Annotated in this window: 16 protein-coding genes; 14 read left to right on the plus strand and 2 right to left on the minus strand. The window is 57.3% G+C overall.

Features of this window, described 5'->3' with window-relative positions:
• The first annotated feature begins 195 nt into the window (after nucleotides 1-195).
• Nucleotides 196-1,200, plus strand: coding sequence for a PIN/TRAM domain-containing protein (locus ACOBR2_RS04065; protein WP_420238784.1), 1,005 nt, complete (start codon nucleotides 196-198; stop codon nucleotides 1,198-1,200).
• Between the two features lie 143 nt (nucleotides 1,201-1,343).
• On the opposite strand, the gene ACOBR2_RS04070 is transcribed toward ACOBR2_RS04065, so the two are convergent.
• Nucleotides 1,344-1,667 (minus strand): rhodanese-like domain-containing protein, encoded by a 324-nt coding sequence (locus ACOBR2_RS04070; RefSeq protein ID WP_420238785.1) that lies wholly within the window; start codon nucleotides 1,665-1,667, stop codon nucleotides 1,344-1,346.
• Between the two features lie 275 nt (nucleotides 1,668-1,942).
• Between ACOBR2_RS04070 and ACOBR2_RS04075 the strand changes: the two genes are divergently transcribed.
• The 5 genes from ACOBR2_RS04075 (at nucleotide 1,943) to ACOBR2_RS04095 (ending at nucleotide 5,883) form a co-directional block, all read left to right on the plus strand.
• A complete protein-coding gene (locus tag ACOBR2_RS04075) occupies nucleotides 1,943-2,374 on the plus strand; it encodes a hypothetical protein (RefSeq protein ID WP_420238786.1) in 432 nt (143 codons plus the stop codon).
• 155 nt (nucleotides 2,375-2,529) lie between these two features.
• A complete protein-coding gene (locus ACOBR2_RS04080) occupies nucleotides 2,530-3,396 on the plus strand; it encodes a PilZ domain-containing protein (RefSeq protein ID WP_420238787.1) in 867 nt (288 codons plus the stop codon).
• Nucleotides 3,397-3,471: 75 nt separating this feature from the next.
• Entirely contained in the window at nucleotides 3,472-4,869 is a 1,398-nt protein-coding gene (locus ACOBR2_RS04085; RefSeq protein ID WP_420236173.1) for an IS1182 family transposase, read from the plus strand.
• A gap of 268 nt (nucleotides 4,870-5,137) precedes the next feature.
• On the plus strand, nucleotides 5,138-5,446 hold the full coding sequence (locus ACOBR2_RS04090; RefSeq protein WP_420238788.1) for a type II toxin-antitoxin system prevent-host-death family antitoxin: 309 nt from the start codon (nucleotides 5,138-5,140) through the stop codon (nucleotides 5,444-5,446).
• On the plus strand, nucleotides 5,443-5,883 hold the full coding sequence (locus tag ACOBR2_RS04095) for a type II toxin-antitoxin system VapC family toxin (protein ID WP_420238789.1): 441 nt from the start codon (nucleotides 5,443-5,445) through the stop codon (nucleotides 5,881-5,883). Before ACOBR2_RS04090 ends, ACOBR2_RS04095 begins: the two co-directional genes overlap by 4 nt.
• On the opposite strand, the gene ACOBR2_RS04100 is transcribed toward ACOBR2_RS04095, so the two are convergent.
• The gene (locus ACOBR2_RS04100) at nucleotides 5,852-6,721 is read right to left on the minus strand and encodes a TerC family protein (protein ID WP_420238790.1); all 870 of its coding nucleotides are present in this window, start codon (nucleotides 6,719-6,721) and stop codon (nucleotides 5,852-5,854) included. The genes ACOBR2_RS04095 and ACOBR2_RS04100 overlap by 32 nt on opposite strands.
• Nucleotides 6,722-6,995: 274 nt before the next feature.
• Between ACOBR2_RS04100 and serS the strand changes: the two genes are divergently transcribed.
• From serS to ACOBR2_RS04140, 8 genes are all read left to right on the plus strand, one after another.
• Nucleotides 6,996-8,324: a serine--tRNA ligase gene (gene serS, locus ACOBR2_RS04105; protein WP_420238791.1), complete on the plus strand. Its 1,329-nt coding sequence runs from the start codon at nucleotides 6,996-6,998 to the stop codon at nucleotides 8,322-8,324.
• The gene (locus tag ACOBR2_RS04110; protein ID WP_420238792.1) at nucleotides 8,321-8,743 is read left to right on the plus strand and encodes a hypothetical protein; all 423 of its coding nucleotides are present in this window, start codon (nucleotides 8,321-8,323) and stop codon (nucleotides 8,741-8,743) included. The genes serS and ACOBR2_RS04110 overlap by 4 nt, the downstream gene beginning before the upstream one ends.
• A gap of 90 nt (nucleotides 8,744-8,833) precedes the next feature.
• Nucleotides 8,834-9,529, plus strand: a complete 696-nt coding sequence (locus tag ACOBR2_RS04115) for a LolA family protein (RefSeq protein WP_420238793.1) — start codon at nucleotides 8,834-8,836, stop codon at nucleotides 9,527-9,529.
• Nucleotides 9,530-9,610: 81 nt separating this feature from the next.
• Nucleotides 9,611-10,249 carry an HAD family hydrolase gene (locus tag ACOBR2_RS04120; RefSeq protein WP_420238794.1) on the plus strand — a complete coding sequence of 213 codons (639 nt, stop codon included), beginning with the start codon at nucleotides 9,611-9,613 and terminating at the stop codon, nucleotides 10,247-10,249.
• A gap of 324 nt (nucleotides 10,250-10,573) precedes the next feature.
• Complete coding sequence (locus ACOBR2_RS04125; protein WP_420238795.1) at nucleotides 10,574-10,966, plus strand: energy transducer TonB; 393 nt, start codon at nucleotides 10,574-10,576, stop codon at nucleotides 10,964-10,966.
• 643 nt (nucleotides 10,967-11,609) lie between these two features.
• Nucleotides 11,610-12,662: a DUF5715 family protein gene (locus tag ACOBR2_RS04130; protein ID WP_420238796.1), complete on the plus strand. Its 1,053-nt coding sequence runs from the start codon at nucleotides 11,610-11,612 to the stop codon at nucleotides 12,660-12,662.
• Nucleotides 12,663-12,797: 135 nt separating this feature from the next.
• Nucleotides 12,798-13,559, plus strand: a complete 762-nt coding sequence (locus tag ACOBR2_RS04135; RefSeq protein WP_420238797.1) for a YIP1 family protein — start codon at nucleotides 12,798-12,800, stop codon at nucleotides 13,557-13,559.
• Nucleotides 13,560-13,627: 68 nt separating this feature from the next.
• Entirely contained in the window at nucleotides 13,628-15,025 is a 1,398-nt protein-coding gene (locus tag ACOBR2_RS04140) for an IS1182 family transposase (RefSeq protein WP_420236173.1), read from the plus strand.
• Nucleotides 15,026-15,027: the final 2 nt, after the last annotated feature.

Raw genomic sequence — 15,027 nt, forward strand, 5'->3', positions numbered from 1 at the left:
GTAGAGCCCAGCAACAGCCGACCTCCCATGCCAATACGATCAAAAGCCTTTGGCCGGAAGCAAAAAATGAGCCAATTCAACTGATTCTTGCTTCTTCCTGCGATTCTTTACTTGACGTATCCGCCTATGGGTCGGCATACTCGCCAGTTGTGCCGGGCGGAGTGGGCAATGAGGCTTTCTGTCCGGGGTGGGCCCATGGATTTGATACTGGTTCGCATTCTTTTCGTAGTCCTTCTGTCTGGCATCTGTTTTTTTCTTCATCCATTCGGTATCCAGAACAGTTGGGCAAGTGCGGCAGGCGGCATGATCACCGCTCTGGCCGTGATTTTTTTCGAACTGCGCGTACGGGCAATGAGCCTGCGCCGGCTGCTTGGCGCCATGGCTGGCAGCGTACTGGGAATCTTTGGCGCGGCTCTTTTCTGTATGGTGTTGCGCTCGGCTATCAGCGATCCGTCAACCTCAGCCGCAGTGCAGATTTTTGTACTTCTACTGATGACCTATGTTGGCCTGCTGGTGGGAGCCAGCAAGGGCGAACAGCTGAACATGTCCGTTCTGGGTACGGTCTTCAACGTGGAGCGGCCCACCCGGCGCAGCGCCAAGGTGCTTGACACCAGCGTCATTATTGACGGGCGCATCGCCGACATTGCCGAAGCCGGCTTTATGGACGGCAATATCGTTGTCCCCGAGTTCGTACTGCGCGAGTTGCAGACGGTGGCCGACTCCACCGACGGCTCCAAGCGCCAGCGCGGCCGCCGTGGGCTGGACATGCTGCAGCGCATGCAGGCCAACTCCGCCCTGCAGGTGCAGATCGTGGCCGACGACTTTCCCACCATTCGTGAAGTTGATCTGAAGTTGCTGGAACTGGCCAAGAAGTGGGAAGCCAAGGTCGTCACCAACGACTTCAACCTGAACAAGGTGGCACACATTCACCACGTTGAGGTGCTGAACATCAACGATCTGGCCAACGCGCTCAAGCCAGTCGTACTGCCCGGTGAACGGATGAGCATCTTCGTTCTGAAGGAGGGCAAGGAGTTCAACCAGGGCGTGGGCTATCTGGACGACGGCACCATGGTGGTGGTCGATCATGCCCGCAAGCTGATCGGCAAAAATACGGAAATTATCGTCACCAGTGTTCTGCAAACCGCCAGCGGCAAGATGATCTTCGGCCGTCTGGAAGAAGTTCCAGCCGTCGGCAAATAGTTTTGTAAAGCGGCTGTCAGCCGTCAGTTTTTAGCTCTCAGCTTTCAGCTCATTTTGCGGATCTAGGCTGTATCGGTTTTTGCTCAGGCCGATACAGCCTTTTTTCTTGCGGCGAAAAGCATTTGATGGCGAATGGCCGAATTTCAATACTGCGGAATGGCAGGATCGATCTCACGCGACCAGGCCAGGATGCCTCCCGCCAGGTTTGAAACGTTGCTGTAGCCGGCTCGGGCCAGGAACTCGCAGACCATCTGCGAACGGCCTCCAGCCTTGCAGTGCACCACCACCGGCTGGTCGCGGGGAATTTCGTCCAGCCGGGCAGGCAACGTGTTCATTGGAATCAGCGTACCGCCCAGATTGGCGAACTGATACTCGTTTGGTTCGCGCACATCGATCAGCACCGGCGGCTGGCCGGCATCCATGCGCTGTTTCAGTTCCGCGACCGTAACCTGCGGAATTCCGTTCATTCATGACCTCCAGATGCGTCCGGAACAACCCTTGGGCTGTGGGACAGGAAAGATTTCTGGCAACCTGCGGAATTCATTGCCGTCAGAGCTGCCAATGTGCGAAATTGAGTTATAGCATTTTCGGAATGGGTATAGGCCGAAGGAATGCTCTTAAGTTCCTTTTTCACCAGGAAAAAGGAACCCTGAAAAGCACTCAAAAAAGCTCTATGCATTCCGAAAACGCTCTAAAGTTGTAGCGCGGGCCTTTTGGGCCTACCGCAGATTGGATGACGAGGATGAGCAAAAAGTCGCTTCAGGAAAGCTTCGATCTGATTCTGGACCTGCTGCGGGCACGCGGATTTGAAACTGTTCCGTATGCGGCCGCAGAGGCCGTAGATGGAAGCGTGCTGGTCAGCAAGGCTGGCGTGGCGACTGTGCTTGCGCCTGGTGATCCGGTCAGGATTGTGCTGGACGCTGGCCTGCTGCTGCAGGGCGAGCTGGCCCGGCTGCTGGATCGCGGCTACCAAAAGTTTTTCAAGTCCTCGTGTTTCGAACTGCCCGCCACGGCCGACCGCCTGCAAGCCATTCACGGCTTCCGCGAAGAGCTGAAGCTGTTCACCGGCGTCGACAGCCTGTTCAACGAGTCGCTTGGTACCACCAGCGACAGTTATCAGTATGATCGAATCAAGGGCCGTGAAACTCGAACGAATCCCCCGGTTCCCCATTGAGGAACTGCCACCAGCCACTGATCTTTTTTGATCTTTAGCCGATTTATACCTTGAAAAAGTCTCATCACAGGGGATGGGCGGAGGTGTGCGTCTACATAGACCACACGGCGGTCTTCCCTTAGATACCATGAGAACTTTGCATTGCAGGAGTGAAAATGTCTGCAGAGCAGATAGAAGAGATAAAACAAATTCACCTGATTCAGGATACGGAAGACTCATCTTCTGCCCAGAACCGGCGGCTGGAAACGCGTTTTGACACCGATGCCAGCGCCCGCGTTCTGCTGGTGCTGCAAAGCTCTGAGATGGTCGGCCGGATTGAGAACCTGAGCCTGGGCGGGTGCTGCTTAGAAACCATGGCCAAATGTGCCCCGGGCCCCGGCTCCATCGTGGAAATTACTTTTACCATCAATCGTCTGTCTCTCCGCCTGGGAGGCACCGTGCAGTGGAGCGACGGCTGGCGGCAGATGGGCGTTCGTTTTGCGCACATGAGTGCTCGTCGAAAAGACGATCTGAAGATGCTGATCTGCGAGTTGCAGGCTGCTGAAGCAGAGGTTGCCGACAAAGCGCAGGCTGCCGCCCGGGCCAAAGCCGCTGCCCGGGAAGAAGCAGAAGCCGCCGCTGCTGCATTGGCCGCGCAAGTCGCTGATGCGGAAGAATCTTCCGACCTGCAGAACGCCACCGCCCCAGACTCCCGCGATCGTCGCACGCAAAAGCGCCATGAAATCAACAACAAGGCCATCATCTATCCGGTTCGCTCCGGAGGCCAGATCGAATGCCTGATCCTGGATCTGAGCCTGGGAGGCTGCCGCCTGCGGACGCTTGAAAAATCGCCCTTCAACATCTACACACGCATTGAAGTTGGCTTCCAGGCCGAAGGTTTGCCCTTCCGCATCTCCGGTGTGGTGCAAAACACCAAGGAACTGCAACTGGTGGGCATTCGTTTTCTGGACGTGGGCGAACGCAGCCGCGAACGCCTGCAGGTGCTCATGCGCGAACTGGAAGAAAAAAGGGAATTGCTTTAGCTGCTAGGAGTCTGTCGCCCATAGAATTGCCCGAGGTCCTGGTCCAGACCAGGCCCAGCAGATTACGATTTTGTTATGGGCCAGAACTTCCTTCCAGACACGGTCAACCAGACGCTTCTGTTTCCACCCAGCCTTCACGACTGGCTACCTGACGGCCATTTGGCTCGTTTTGTCGTGGATGTGGTTTCGGCATTGGATCTTGAATCGATCTATGCTTCGTATCGCGAGAAGGATGGTCGCGGCCAGTCGGCTTATGCTCCGGAGATGATGGTTCGCCTTCTTTTGTACGGTTATGCCACGGGCGTTTACAGCTCACGCAGGCTTGAGAAGCATACCTGGGAAGACGTGGCATTTCGCTATCTTTCCGGCGACCAGCATCCGGACCACGCCACGCTGGCCGAGTTTCGCAAACGGCATCTGGCTGCGCTGTCCGAACTGTTCACGCAGGCCTTGTTGCTGTGCGCAAAAGCCGGTCTGGTTAAGCTGGGTCATGTGTCGATCGATGGAACAAAGATCAGGGCGAACGCCAGCAAGCACAAGGCGATGAGCTACCAGCGCATGACCGAGAGCGAGGCGCGCCTGAAGCAGGAAATCAACGCTCTGTTGGCTGCTGCGGAAAAAGCGGATGCCGACGAGGACGCGCAGTACGGCAAGGATCGGAACGGCGAAGAACTTCCCGACGAGTTACAGCGACGCGAGAGCCGGTTGCAGAAGATTCGCGAAGCGAAGCAGGCACTCGAAGACGAGGCCCGCGAGAAGGCTGAGCAGAAACTTGCTGAAGCAGAAAAGAAACAGGCTGACGAGGAAGAAGATCGTCGCGCGGGCAAAAAGAAACGTGGTCGCAAGTCGAATCCCCCTGATCCGGACAAGGCAAAACCCGCAGACAAGGATCAGCGCAACTTCACGGATCCGGAGAGCCGCATCATGCCGGATGGCGCCAATAAAGGCAGCTTTTTACAGGCTTATAATGCGCAGATCGCGGTCGATTCCATCGCGCAGGTAATCGTGGCCGCCGCGGTTACGCAGGAGACGAACGACAAAAAACAATTACTGCCGATGGTGGCACAGATCGAAAAGAATCTTGCCCAAAAGCCCGAGAAAGTCAGCGCTGATACCGGCTACTTCAGCGAAGCAAATGTGACCGACGCAACGGTAGCTGAAATCGACTTATACATCGCCACAGGCCGCGACAAACATAGTGATCCAACGGAGATAGCCTGTGGTGAAGCCCCGTCAGATGCAACGGCACGAGAACAAATGCAACATAAGTTGAAGACCGAGGCCGGACGCGCAGTCTACAAAAGACGCAAGGCGATCGTGGAACCGGTCTTTGGACAAATCAAGGAGTGCCGCGGTTTTCGTCGCTTCAGCATGCGCGGCAAACAGAATGTGAGCGGAGAGTGGAGGCTGGTGTGCGCGGTCAGCAATCTGTTGAAGCTCTTTCGCTCCGGATGGGCACTGCAAAACGCGTAAAAACAACGAAAGATCAGAATCCGAATCAGAGTCGCGCCTCAAAGATACGGTGCGGTAGAGAAAAACTGACAGCAACAGACAAATCCAGTACTGCGCAGCCAGGCCGACATCTCCTGCAAAAATCGCAAACGCTATGAGCGACAGACTCCTAGAGGCTGGAAGCTAGAAGCTGCCTTCCAATAAACTGAGAAACACCGCGAAATTTCCAGCAGGTTTCCAGTTTCGCGCTACAATCTGGTCAGATAGTCAGATTGGAGCCAATCCCGCCATGCCTCCTGCATCCAGCCGCAAAACTCCTGCCTCTCGCATCAAGCCTGCGGCCAAGCCAAACCAGTGGAAGCTGGAAGACGCCAAGGCCCGCTTTAGCGAGGTAGTGCGTCAGGCTGCGGCCAGCGGACCACAACTGGTGACGGTACGAGGCAAGGAAGCCGCCGTGATTCTAGCCCCCGCAGAGTACCGCCAGCTGCTGCCCAAACCCAAGAACCATCGGCCCTTGGTGAGCTTTCTACAGAGCCTCGGTCTGGACGAAATCCACCTGAAGCGCGAGCGCGACCTGGGCCGGGAGATCGAGCTGTGAAGGGTTGGCTGCTCGACACCAATGTAATCGCCGAAATCGGTTCCTCCAGGCCAGACCCAAAGGTAGTGCGCTGGGTGGAAGCGCTACCGGAACCCACGCTTTATCTGAGCATTCTGACGCTGGCCGAGTATCGCAAGGGCATTGAACATCTGGAACCAAGCAGCCCTCTCCGGCCCCGGCTGAACCGCTCACTGGTAGCACTGGAAAGACGCTTTTCCGGGAGGATTCTGCCAATTTCGAATGAAGTGGCCTTGCGCTGGGGAGCGATCAGCGGCGAGGTCAAGCGCCTCACCGGCCATCCTCCGCCGGTCATAGACACCATGCTGGCCGCAACGGCCCGTGAGCACGATCTGATTCTGGCCACGCGCAATGTGGCCGACGTGCAGCACTGCGGCGCAATCGTCTTCAACCCGTGGAAGGACGATTTCCCGTTCTAAAAAGCAGCGAAAACAGCACACAAACGCCCAAAATCAGCCCCATGATCCCGAGCGACCAGAGAATGGGAATCTCCAGCCAACGGGCGGCCAGCATCTTCAACGCCACAAAGCCCAGCAGCACGCCCAGGCCGTAATGCAGGTAGCGCAGCCGGTCGAGCAGGGCGCTGAGCGCAAAATAAAGTGAGCGCAAGCCCAGAATCGCCGCAATGTTCGACGTGTAAACGACGAAGGGATTGTGCGAGACGGCCAGCACCGCCGGAATCGAGTCCACGGCAAAGAGCAGGTCCGTCAGTTCGACGGCCACAATCACTGCCAGCAAACTGCCGGAGCGCTTTTGCAGACGACGCACCCAGGCGGGAATCGCCGCTGCTGCATCGCCTCCGCGCACCAATCGCCAGCCCGCCACCAGCAGAATCAGGCCAAAGACGTAACTGATCCAGGCAAAGTGATTCAGCAGCGCAATGCCCGAGCCAATAAAAATCCCCCGCAGCACCAGCGCGCCGCAAACGCCATACAGCAAAGCCTTGTGCTGGCGCTCCACGCCAATCCGAAAACCCTGAAAAAGCACCAGAAAAACAAAAAGATTGTCGATGGAAAGCGACAGCTCAACCGTGTAGCCAGCCACGAACTCCAGCGCCGGCTGGCGGCCCTGGGAAAGTCCGATGGTCACGGCCATCAAACCAGCGGCCATGATCAGGCCGGCCGTGCTCAAACCAGCGCGCAGGCTGTTCGGGCGGCCACGCGTCAGCCACGCGTCGCCTGCCAGCAGCAGTGCCGCCACCAGATGAAAGCCCAGCCACCAAACCCACGAAACCCCGGCGATCGAACCCAGGTGCATGAAGAGAATGCTAGCGCACTCGCGGTCTTTAGGAGAAAAACCTCACCCCGGGCGGGTATAGCATTTTCGGAATTGCTGTAGACCGAAAGCAGGATTCTAAGTGCCTTTTTCCTCAAGAAAAAGGCACCTTGCAAGCCCCTTAAAAAGTCTACGTGTATTCCGAAAATGCTCTAAGCATCGGACTGTGAATTGTTGGCCTTAACGGGTCCTCTCCGCAAAAGTGCAACGTTTGGTGCATTCTGAAACGCGGCGGATCGTTTAAACTGGGAAAGTTATGCTCGATCTCGGATTTGTCAGAGGAAACCTGGAAGTTGTGGAAGCCAAGCTGCGCGCGCGTGGAGCCGATCCCGCTGCGCTGCTGGGCGATTTCCGTGCGCTCGACGTGAGCCGCCGTCAGGCCATCACGCAGTCCGAGCAGCTTAAAGCTCGCCGCAATGAGCTCAGTCAGCAAGTGGGCGCGCTCAAAAAGGCCGGCCAGAATGCCGACGCGCTCATGGAAGAGACGCGTCAGCTCAAGGAACAGCTCGATGCGCTGGATCGCGCCGCCGCTGAGTATGACGACAAAATGCGGCTGGCTCTTTCGCGCATTCCCAACCTCACCCGCGACGAGGTTCCCGCCGGCCTGAGCGAGGCCGACAATCCGGCGCTCAAGTTCTGGGGCGAAAAGCCGCAGTTCGATTTTGAGCCCAAGCCTCACTGGGAGATTGGCGAGGCCCTGGGCATTCTGGATCAGGAACGCGCCACCAAGCTGAGCGGTGCACGCTTTGCCGTCTACATGGGCGCAGGCGCGCGGTTGGAGCGGTCTCTCATCAGCTTCATGCTTGACCTGCACACCACCAAGCACGGCTACACCGAAGTGCTGCCGCCCTTCATGGTGAACTCCAAATCGCTCTTCGGCACCGGCCAGCTGCCCAAGTTTGCCGAAGACCTCTTCCGCTGCTCCGATGCCGACGCCACCGCTGCCGTCAATGGTGAATTCAAGGACAACGACCACTGGCTGATTCCCACCGCCGAGGTCCCGGTTACCAACCTCTATCGCGACGAAATTCTGGACGAAGCCCGCCTGCCCATCAAGCTGACGGCCTACACGCCCTGCTTCCGCGCCGAGGCTGGAGCCGCCGGCAGGGATACGCGCGGCATCATCCGCCAGCATCAGTTCCAGAAGGTTGAGCTGGTCAAGTTCGTCAAGCCGGAAACCAGCGACGAAGAGCATGAAAAGCTCACCCGCGACGCCGAAGAGATTCTGGAAGCCCTGAAGTTGCCCTACCGGCGCGTATTGCTCTGCACCGGCGACACCGGCTTCAGCTCGGCCAAGACCTTCGATCTGGAAGTCTGGCTACCCGGCCAGCAGCTCTATCGCGAGATCAGCTCCTGCTCCAACTTCGAAGGCTTCCAGTCACGGCGTGCCAACATTCGCTATCGTGCGGCTGGAGCCAAGGCCAAGCCCGAATTCCTGCACACCATCAACGGCAGTGGACTGGCCGTGGGTCGCACCTGGTTGGCCATTCTGGAAAACTATCAGCAGGCCGACGGTAGCGTAATTGTTCCCGAGGTACTGCGCCCCTACATGGGCGGGCTGGAAAAGATTGAGAGGCAGAAATGACCGAATCCACTGCCGCTGCAGCTCAGACCATTGAGCCCAAGCGCGGGCCGAAGCAGATTTTGCTCAGCTACTTTTACTGGACCTACTCACGCGGCACCCTCCACTACGACGTGATGGTGACGCTGATTCTGGCCTTCATCTTTGTCACGCCGCATCTGTGGGACTACGGCGACAAGCCGCAGACCACAGCCCACGTGCAACACCCCATGCAGGTCATCAGCAACGGCGAACGCGGCATGATCATCTCGGTTTATGACGCCGACGCACAGGTGCCTGCCGGGGCCAGCTTCTCCGAAGTGAAGAAGATCCTGCGCAAAGCCGTGGAACCAATCACCGGCGACGCCGTCTTTGTCGACAGTTGGGAAACCACCACCGACAGCCAGGGCAATCTGCTCTGGAAAGTCGCAGCACACCGATAAACAGAGGACAGAGAGCAGAGAAAGTAGATCAGAGCAGGGGAAGTACTGGTCTCTGTTCTCTGCTCTCTGGTCTTTGCCCCAGGACACAGCATGCATTTGACACGCAAATCGATCCCTGCCGCACTGGCGGCTGTTCTTCTCTTGATCCTGCCGGCGGCCATCCGCGCCCAGGACAAGGAGACCGTGCTGCGCAAACTGGATGCCGCAGCTAAAAATTTTCACTCCGCTCAGGCTGAGTGCGAGTTTGATTCGGTCACTACCGAGCCGATTCTGGATAAAAACACGCAGAAGGGCGTGGTCTTCTACGAGCGCAAGGGCACTTCCTTCCAGATGGCCGCTCACCTTCAGGAAGAAAACGGCAAAAAAGCACCCAAAACTTACACCATTTCCGCTGGAACGGTTCGCCTGTATGAGCCCAAGCTCAATCAGGTAACCGTGCTCAGCAAGCTCAGCCAGTACGAAAGCTGGTTCATGCTGGGCTTTGGAGCCAGCGGCAAGGATCTGGAGCAGAAGTGGGAGATTACCTACAAGGGCTCCGAGGTCCTGGACGGCAAGAAGACCGAAAAGCTGGAGCTGGTGCCCAAAGACGCCGGCATCCGCAAGAATCTGCCCAAGGTTACGGTCTGGATGGACACGGAAACTGGCGTGAACCTCAAGCAGGTCTTCGATGAGGGCCCCGGACAGTACCGCGTGGCAGTTTACTTCAACCTCAAGGTAAACCAGCCGCTGCCCTCCACGGCCTTTACCCTCGAAACCAACAAGACCACCACCACCGTTTCCCGGTAGACAGAGAGTAGAGAACAGAGGCAGGGTACAGAAAAAGCAAGTCTCTGTCTCTCTGCCTCTGTTCTCTGTAAAACTAAAAGCATGCCTAGCCAACTTCCTGCCCTCATCTTTGATCTTGATGGAACCCTTACCGACTCCAAGCCAGGAATCCTCGGCTGCCTGCGAAAGGTCATCGACGCCCACCAGATGGGCGATCAGGGCGACCTGAACCGCTTTATCGGCCCACCCGTCGAGGGCTGGTGCGAGGAGCTGCTGCCGAACGGCAGCGAGGCGGAGCGCACCCAGCTGGCCCGCGACTACCGCGCCTGCTATGACCGCGAAGGCTGGTCGAACAACTCCGTTTTTCCCGGCATCGCCGATCTGCTGGTGCAGTTGGAAGCAGCCGGCTACCCGCTCTACGTCTGCACCAGCAAGCAGCAGCACTTTGCTGAGCGCATCCTCACCCATTTCGGACTAACAAAGCACTTCCGCGCCATCTACGGCGACAAAACCGAGTATCCCAGCCACGCCAAGCCTGACCTGCTGGCCCTGCTGCTGCACGAACAGCCCATTGACCCTGCCCATGCCTGGATGATCGGCGACCGCATCCACGACCTGGAGGCTGCCGAGGCCAACGGCGTACGCTGCCTGCTGGTGGGCTGGGGCTACGGCATGGCAGAAGAACGCGCCCGGGCCGGGAAAATTCTTCAAAGTCCCTCGAATCTTATACCTGCACTTTGATCTCACTTAAGTAATCAACAAACGCAAAAAAACTTCTTGGCGCGTTTGCTCTGCCTCGGCCTGAAAATGCCGGAACGGCAGAGCAACGCGCCTGACTTATTTCTACAGGCGAATCAACCACATACGGACGATCTTGCGGCCCTGCTACCGGAGAGGATGGCCTCAAAAATATTGTTCGAGAAGACTAAAAAATAAAGATAAGTTATTTAAAAACAATAAAATGATTGATAGTTAAAATAATTATTGACAATCGTATCGAATGTTTTATATTCTGGTTGCGGACACGAAACACACAATGTCACGACATTAAAGGAGATCAACACTATGCGCACCATCCTTACTGCTTCCCTTATGCTTGCCTCTCTCCTCGCTCCCGCTGCTGCCAACGCAAGCACCTCCGCCGCCGAATCCACCGATTCCGCCACCCCCGTCCGTGTAAGCACCGGCGTCGTGGCCCCCGAGCTCGTGAAGAACGTTGCCCTGCAGATCCCCAACGACGTTGCCTGGCAGACGCTCCCCACCGACGCCAAGATTGGCGTTTCCATGACGGTGGACACCACCGGTCAGACCAAGAACATCCAGATCACCAAGTCGCTGAACCCCTACTGGGATGCTCGCGTTGTGGATGCCCTTTCCAAAGCTCAGTACCACCCCGCAACTGTCAGCAAGTCGCCCGTTGCAATGGACGTCAATCTGGTGGTCAACATCCAGCGCTAATCCCCACTCCAGCAGCAAACACCCGGCCCATTCGTAGGTTGCCAGGTGTTCCTCAGGCCAGTCCCCTGAGCCGCTGCCAGAGTACTCACAGAATACCAAGTTCCCCTCTGTCCAACATTTCCGGGTATGGCCTCCACTCTATGGATGCCATTACCCGGTTCTTTTTTTGCCCCAAAAAAGGCACCTGACAGCAATGGCAGGAAGCCCGGGACCAAGATCGCAGGAACGGCTAAAACGCTTCTCCTATTGCTGTACATCGAAGCCACCTTGCACGATCTACAAAGGGCAACACCTATTGGAGAACAGCTCTGAAGCCATGACCCTTCAAAACAGATTCATGCCAGGAGCTGTCATCCATCTGTGCCACCTGAAATCTGCTTTTTAGGGCTTCCTCCACGCTTCCCCCTGGAGTACTTTGGTTACGTATTACAAGGCTACCAATCTTTCGCCTGTATCTCATAACCAATTTATAAGCAAAAACTTAGCTATTTCCCCATCCCTGGACAAACCTCAAAATACCTTCATTATCGGACTCAAATGTATCCGGTTCGTCACTCACCCCCGCAATCCTTTCGGGCGTACTCTGAAGATGCTCTCGACTGTTCGCCCTCAACGGATGCATAGAGCGGCGATCTTACTGTTTTTGCTGACGTTCTCCTTGATTCCCGGCTCGGCGACCACCGTGTCTCCCCGCCCCGGGCATGAACGGGCGCATGTTTCTACCGGATCTTCAGCGCGGCCGCAGCGGCATACCGCCGTTGCAACTGCACCCACCGGCAGCAGCAAGCGCCCCCAACCCTTAGCAGGCTTTAATGATGGCTACCGCAAGGGTTACGCAGCCGCGCAAGCCGATGCGGCCCGCCTGCAGCACAACGCCGTCTGCAAAGGCGCACCGCCTCGCCTGGAGCGTACCCCCACGCAGCCAGCCGCAGTTGCGGAACCGGCTGTCGTGCACCTTCCCGCGCGTCACACCAGCCTGCATGCTTCCGCCCGACCTGCCGTGGCTGTAGCGGCCACATATACGGTCCAACCCTCCCGGTCCAGTCCCTTCGATCAGCCCATCGACCCGCAGCGCAGCGTCGATGCCAACACCCTGCGCGGCTCCTACGACTCACTTTGGCGGCAGAACGAGCGGCTGGAGGCGGAAGGACTGGAACGGATTGAGAGCGACACGGATCTACAAAGCCGCATCAATCACCGGATGCTGGTTCCTTTGCCTGCTTCTGGAGCCTTGGCTGTCAACGGCGATCTTCCACCCCTGCGCCGTTATTGCCGGCCCTGGACGGCGCAATTTCTGGCCGATCTGGCGCGGGCCCACGAGGGCGCTTTCCACAAACCGATTGAAGTCAGCAGCGCGGTTCGTACCGTGGCCTACCAGAAGCGTCTGAAGGGCACCAATGGCAATGCCGCCCCGGCAGAAGGAGACGTCGTCAGTCCTCATCTGACCGGCGCAGCCGTTGACATTGCCAAAGGCAGCTACAGCCCCCAGGAACTGGCCTGGATGCGCGCCCACCTGCTCGTCCTGCAGCAGGCTGGCAAAATCGATGTGGAGGAAGAGTTCCAGCAAAGCTGCTTCCACATTACGGTCTACAAAAGCTACCTGCAGACCTCCGCTCCTGCCCGCACCTCTGACAACCCCGAGGAGGACGACGCCTCCGCCACCCGGCCCCGGGGCGAAGCACCCCCCGGAGAATAAGCCGCTTGCAGGCAGGCAGACTGGCTTCTGCCTGCCCGCAAGCGCATATCTTCATGAATTCACTTCATCGCAGCGACATCGAGGGAATACAATCGCGGGCATAGCTTTCATAGATTCCTACGCGAGGTACCCTCAATGAGCGACCTTCAGGCTCCCATAGCCCCCATACCCACAGATGCGCCCGCTGCCCTCGGCGAGCTTGCCCGCCTGAGCAACACCTTTAGCGCACCTTCCAAAACCTTTGGTGAAATCGCCCTGGGCCGCAAGAGCTGGTGGTTGCCCTTTCTGCTGATGATTATCTTCAGCTATGCCTTCTTTGGCGTCGTTTCCGCCCGAATTGGCTGGCACACGGTTGCGGAAAACACCATGCATATGAACCCCAAAGCCGAGGCAAGACTAGCCCAAGCCACGCCCGAAGCCAGCGAACAAGCCATCAAGTTTACCGAAACCATCACCAAATCAATCTTTCTGGCCACTCCACTCGTCCTGCTTTTCACTGCCGTTCTGGTCACGCTGCTCTTCTGGGGAACCATCAACTTCGGTTTTGGCGGCAAGGCAGATTTCGTCAGCGTACTGACCGTCAGCTTCTATGCCTGGCTGCCCAGCCTGATCAAGAGCGCTTTGGGCATTGTCGTTACCTTCTTTACCGCGCCCGAGTCCTTCAACCTGGCCAACGCAGCCCCCACCAATCTGGGCGCATTCCTGAACCCGCTTGAAACCAACGCCGCGCTTTACAAACTGGCCACAGCCATCGACGTTACAACCATCTGGACGCTGGTTCTGTTCTCCATCGGTCTGGCTGTGGTGGCCAAAACCAAACGCAGCACCGGCTACATCACGGTCTTCGGCTGGTGGGGCCTGGCCACGGCCATCGGCGTTGGTTTGGCTGCCCTCTAGGAGTCTGTCGCCCATAGAATTGCCCGAGGTCCTGGTCCAGACCAGGCCCAGCAGATTACGATTTTGTTATGGGCCAGAACTTCCTTCCAGACACGGTCAACCAGACGCTTCTGTTTCCACCCAGCCTTCACGACTGGCTACCTGACGGCCATTTGGCTCGTTTTGTCGTGGATGTGGTTTCGGCATTGGATCTTGAATCGATCTATGCTTCGTATCGCGAGAAGGATGGTCGCGGCCAGTCGGCTTATGCTCCGGAGATGATGGTTCGCCTTCTTTTGTACGGTTATGCCACGGGCGTTTACAGCTCACGCAGGCTTGAGAAGCATACCTGGGAAGACGTGGCATTTCGCTATCTTTCCGGCGACCAGCATCCGGACCACGCCACGCTGGCCGAGTTTCGCAAACGGCATCTGGCTGCGCTGTCCGAACTGTTCACGCAGGCCTTGTTGCTGTGCGCAAAAGCCGGTCTGGTTAAGCTGGGTCATGTGTCGATCGATGGAACAAAGATCAGGGCGAACGCCAGCAAGCACAAGGCGATGAGCTACCAGCGCATGACCGAGAGCGAGGCGCGCCTGAAGCAGGAAATCAACGCTCTGTTGGCTGCTGCGGAAAAAGCGGATGCCGACGAGGACGCGCAGTACGGCAAGGATCGGAACGGCGAAGAACTTCCCGACGAGTTACAGCGACGCGAGAGCCGGTTGCAGAAGATTCGCGAAGCGAAGCAGGCACTCGAAGACGAGGCCCGCGAGAAGGCTGAGCAGAAACTTGCTGAAGCAGAAAAGAAACAGGCTGACGAGGAAGAAGATCGTCGCGCGGGCAAAAAGAAACGTGGTCGCAAGTCGAATCCCCCTGATCCGGACAAGGCAAAACCCGCAGACAAGGATCAGCGCAACTTCACGGATCCGGAGAGCCGCATCATGCCGGATGGCGCCAATAAAGGCAGCTTTTTACAGGCTTATAATGCGCAGATCGCGGTCGATTCCATCGCGCAGGTAATCGTGGCCGCCGCGGTTACGCAGGAGACGAACGACAAAAAACAATTACTGCCGATGGTGGCACAGATCGAAAAGAATCTTGCCCAAAAGCCCGAGAAAGTCAGCGCTGATACCGGCTACTTCAGCGAAGCAAATGTGACCGACGCAACGGTAGCTGAAATCGACTTATACATCGCCACAGGCCGCGACAAACATAGTGATCCAACGGAGATAGCCTGTGGTGAAGCCCCGTCAGATGCAACGGCACGAGAACAAATGCAACATAAGTTGAAGACCGAGGCCGGACGCGCAGTCTACAAAAGACGCAAGGCGATCGTGGAACCGGTCTTTGGACAAATCAAGGAGTGCCGCGGTTTTCGTCGCTTCAGCATGCGCGGCAAACAGAATGTGAGCGGAGAGTGGAGGCTGGTGTGCGCGGTCAGCAATCTGTTGAAGCTCTTTCGCTCCGGATGGGCACTGCAAAACGCGTAAAA

It is taken from the genome of Telmatobacter bradus (genome assembly GCF_048629425.1).
GTDB lineage: Bacteria > Acidobacteriota > Terriglobia > Terriglobales > Acidobacteriaceae > Telmatobacter > Telmatobacter bradus.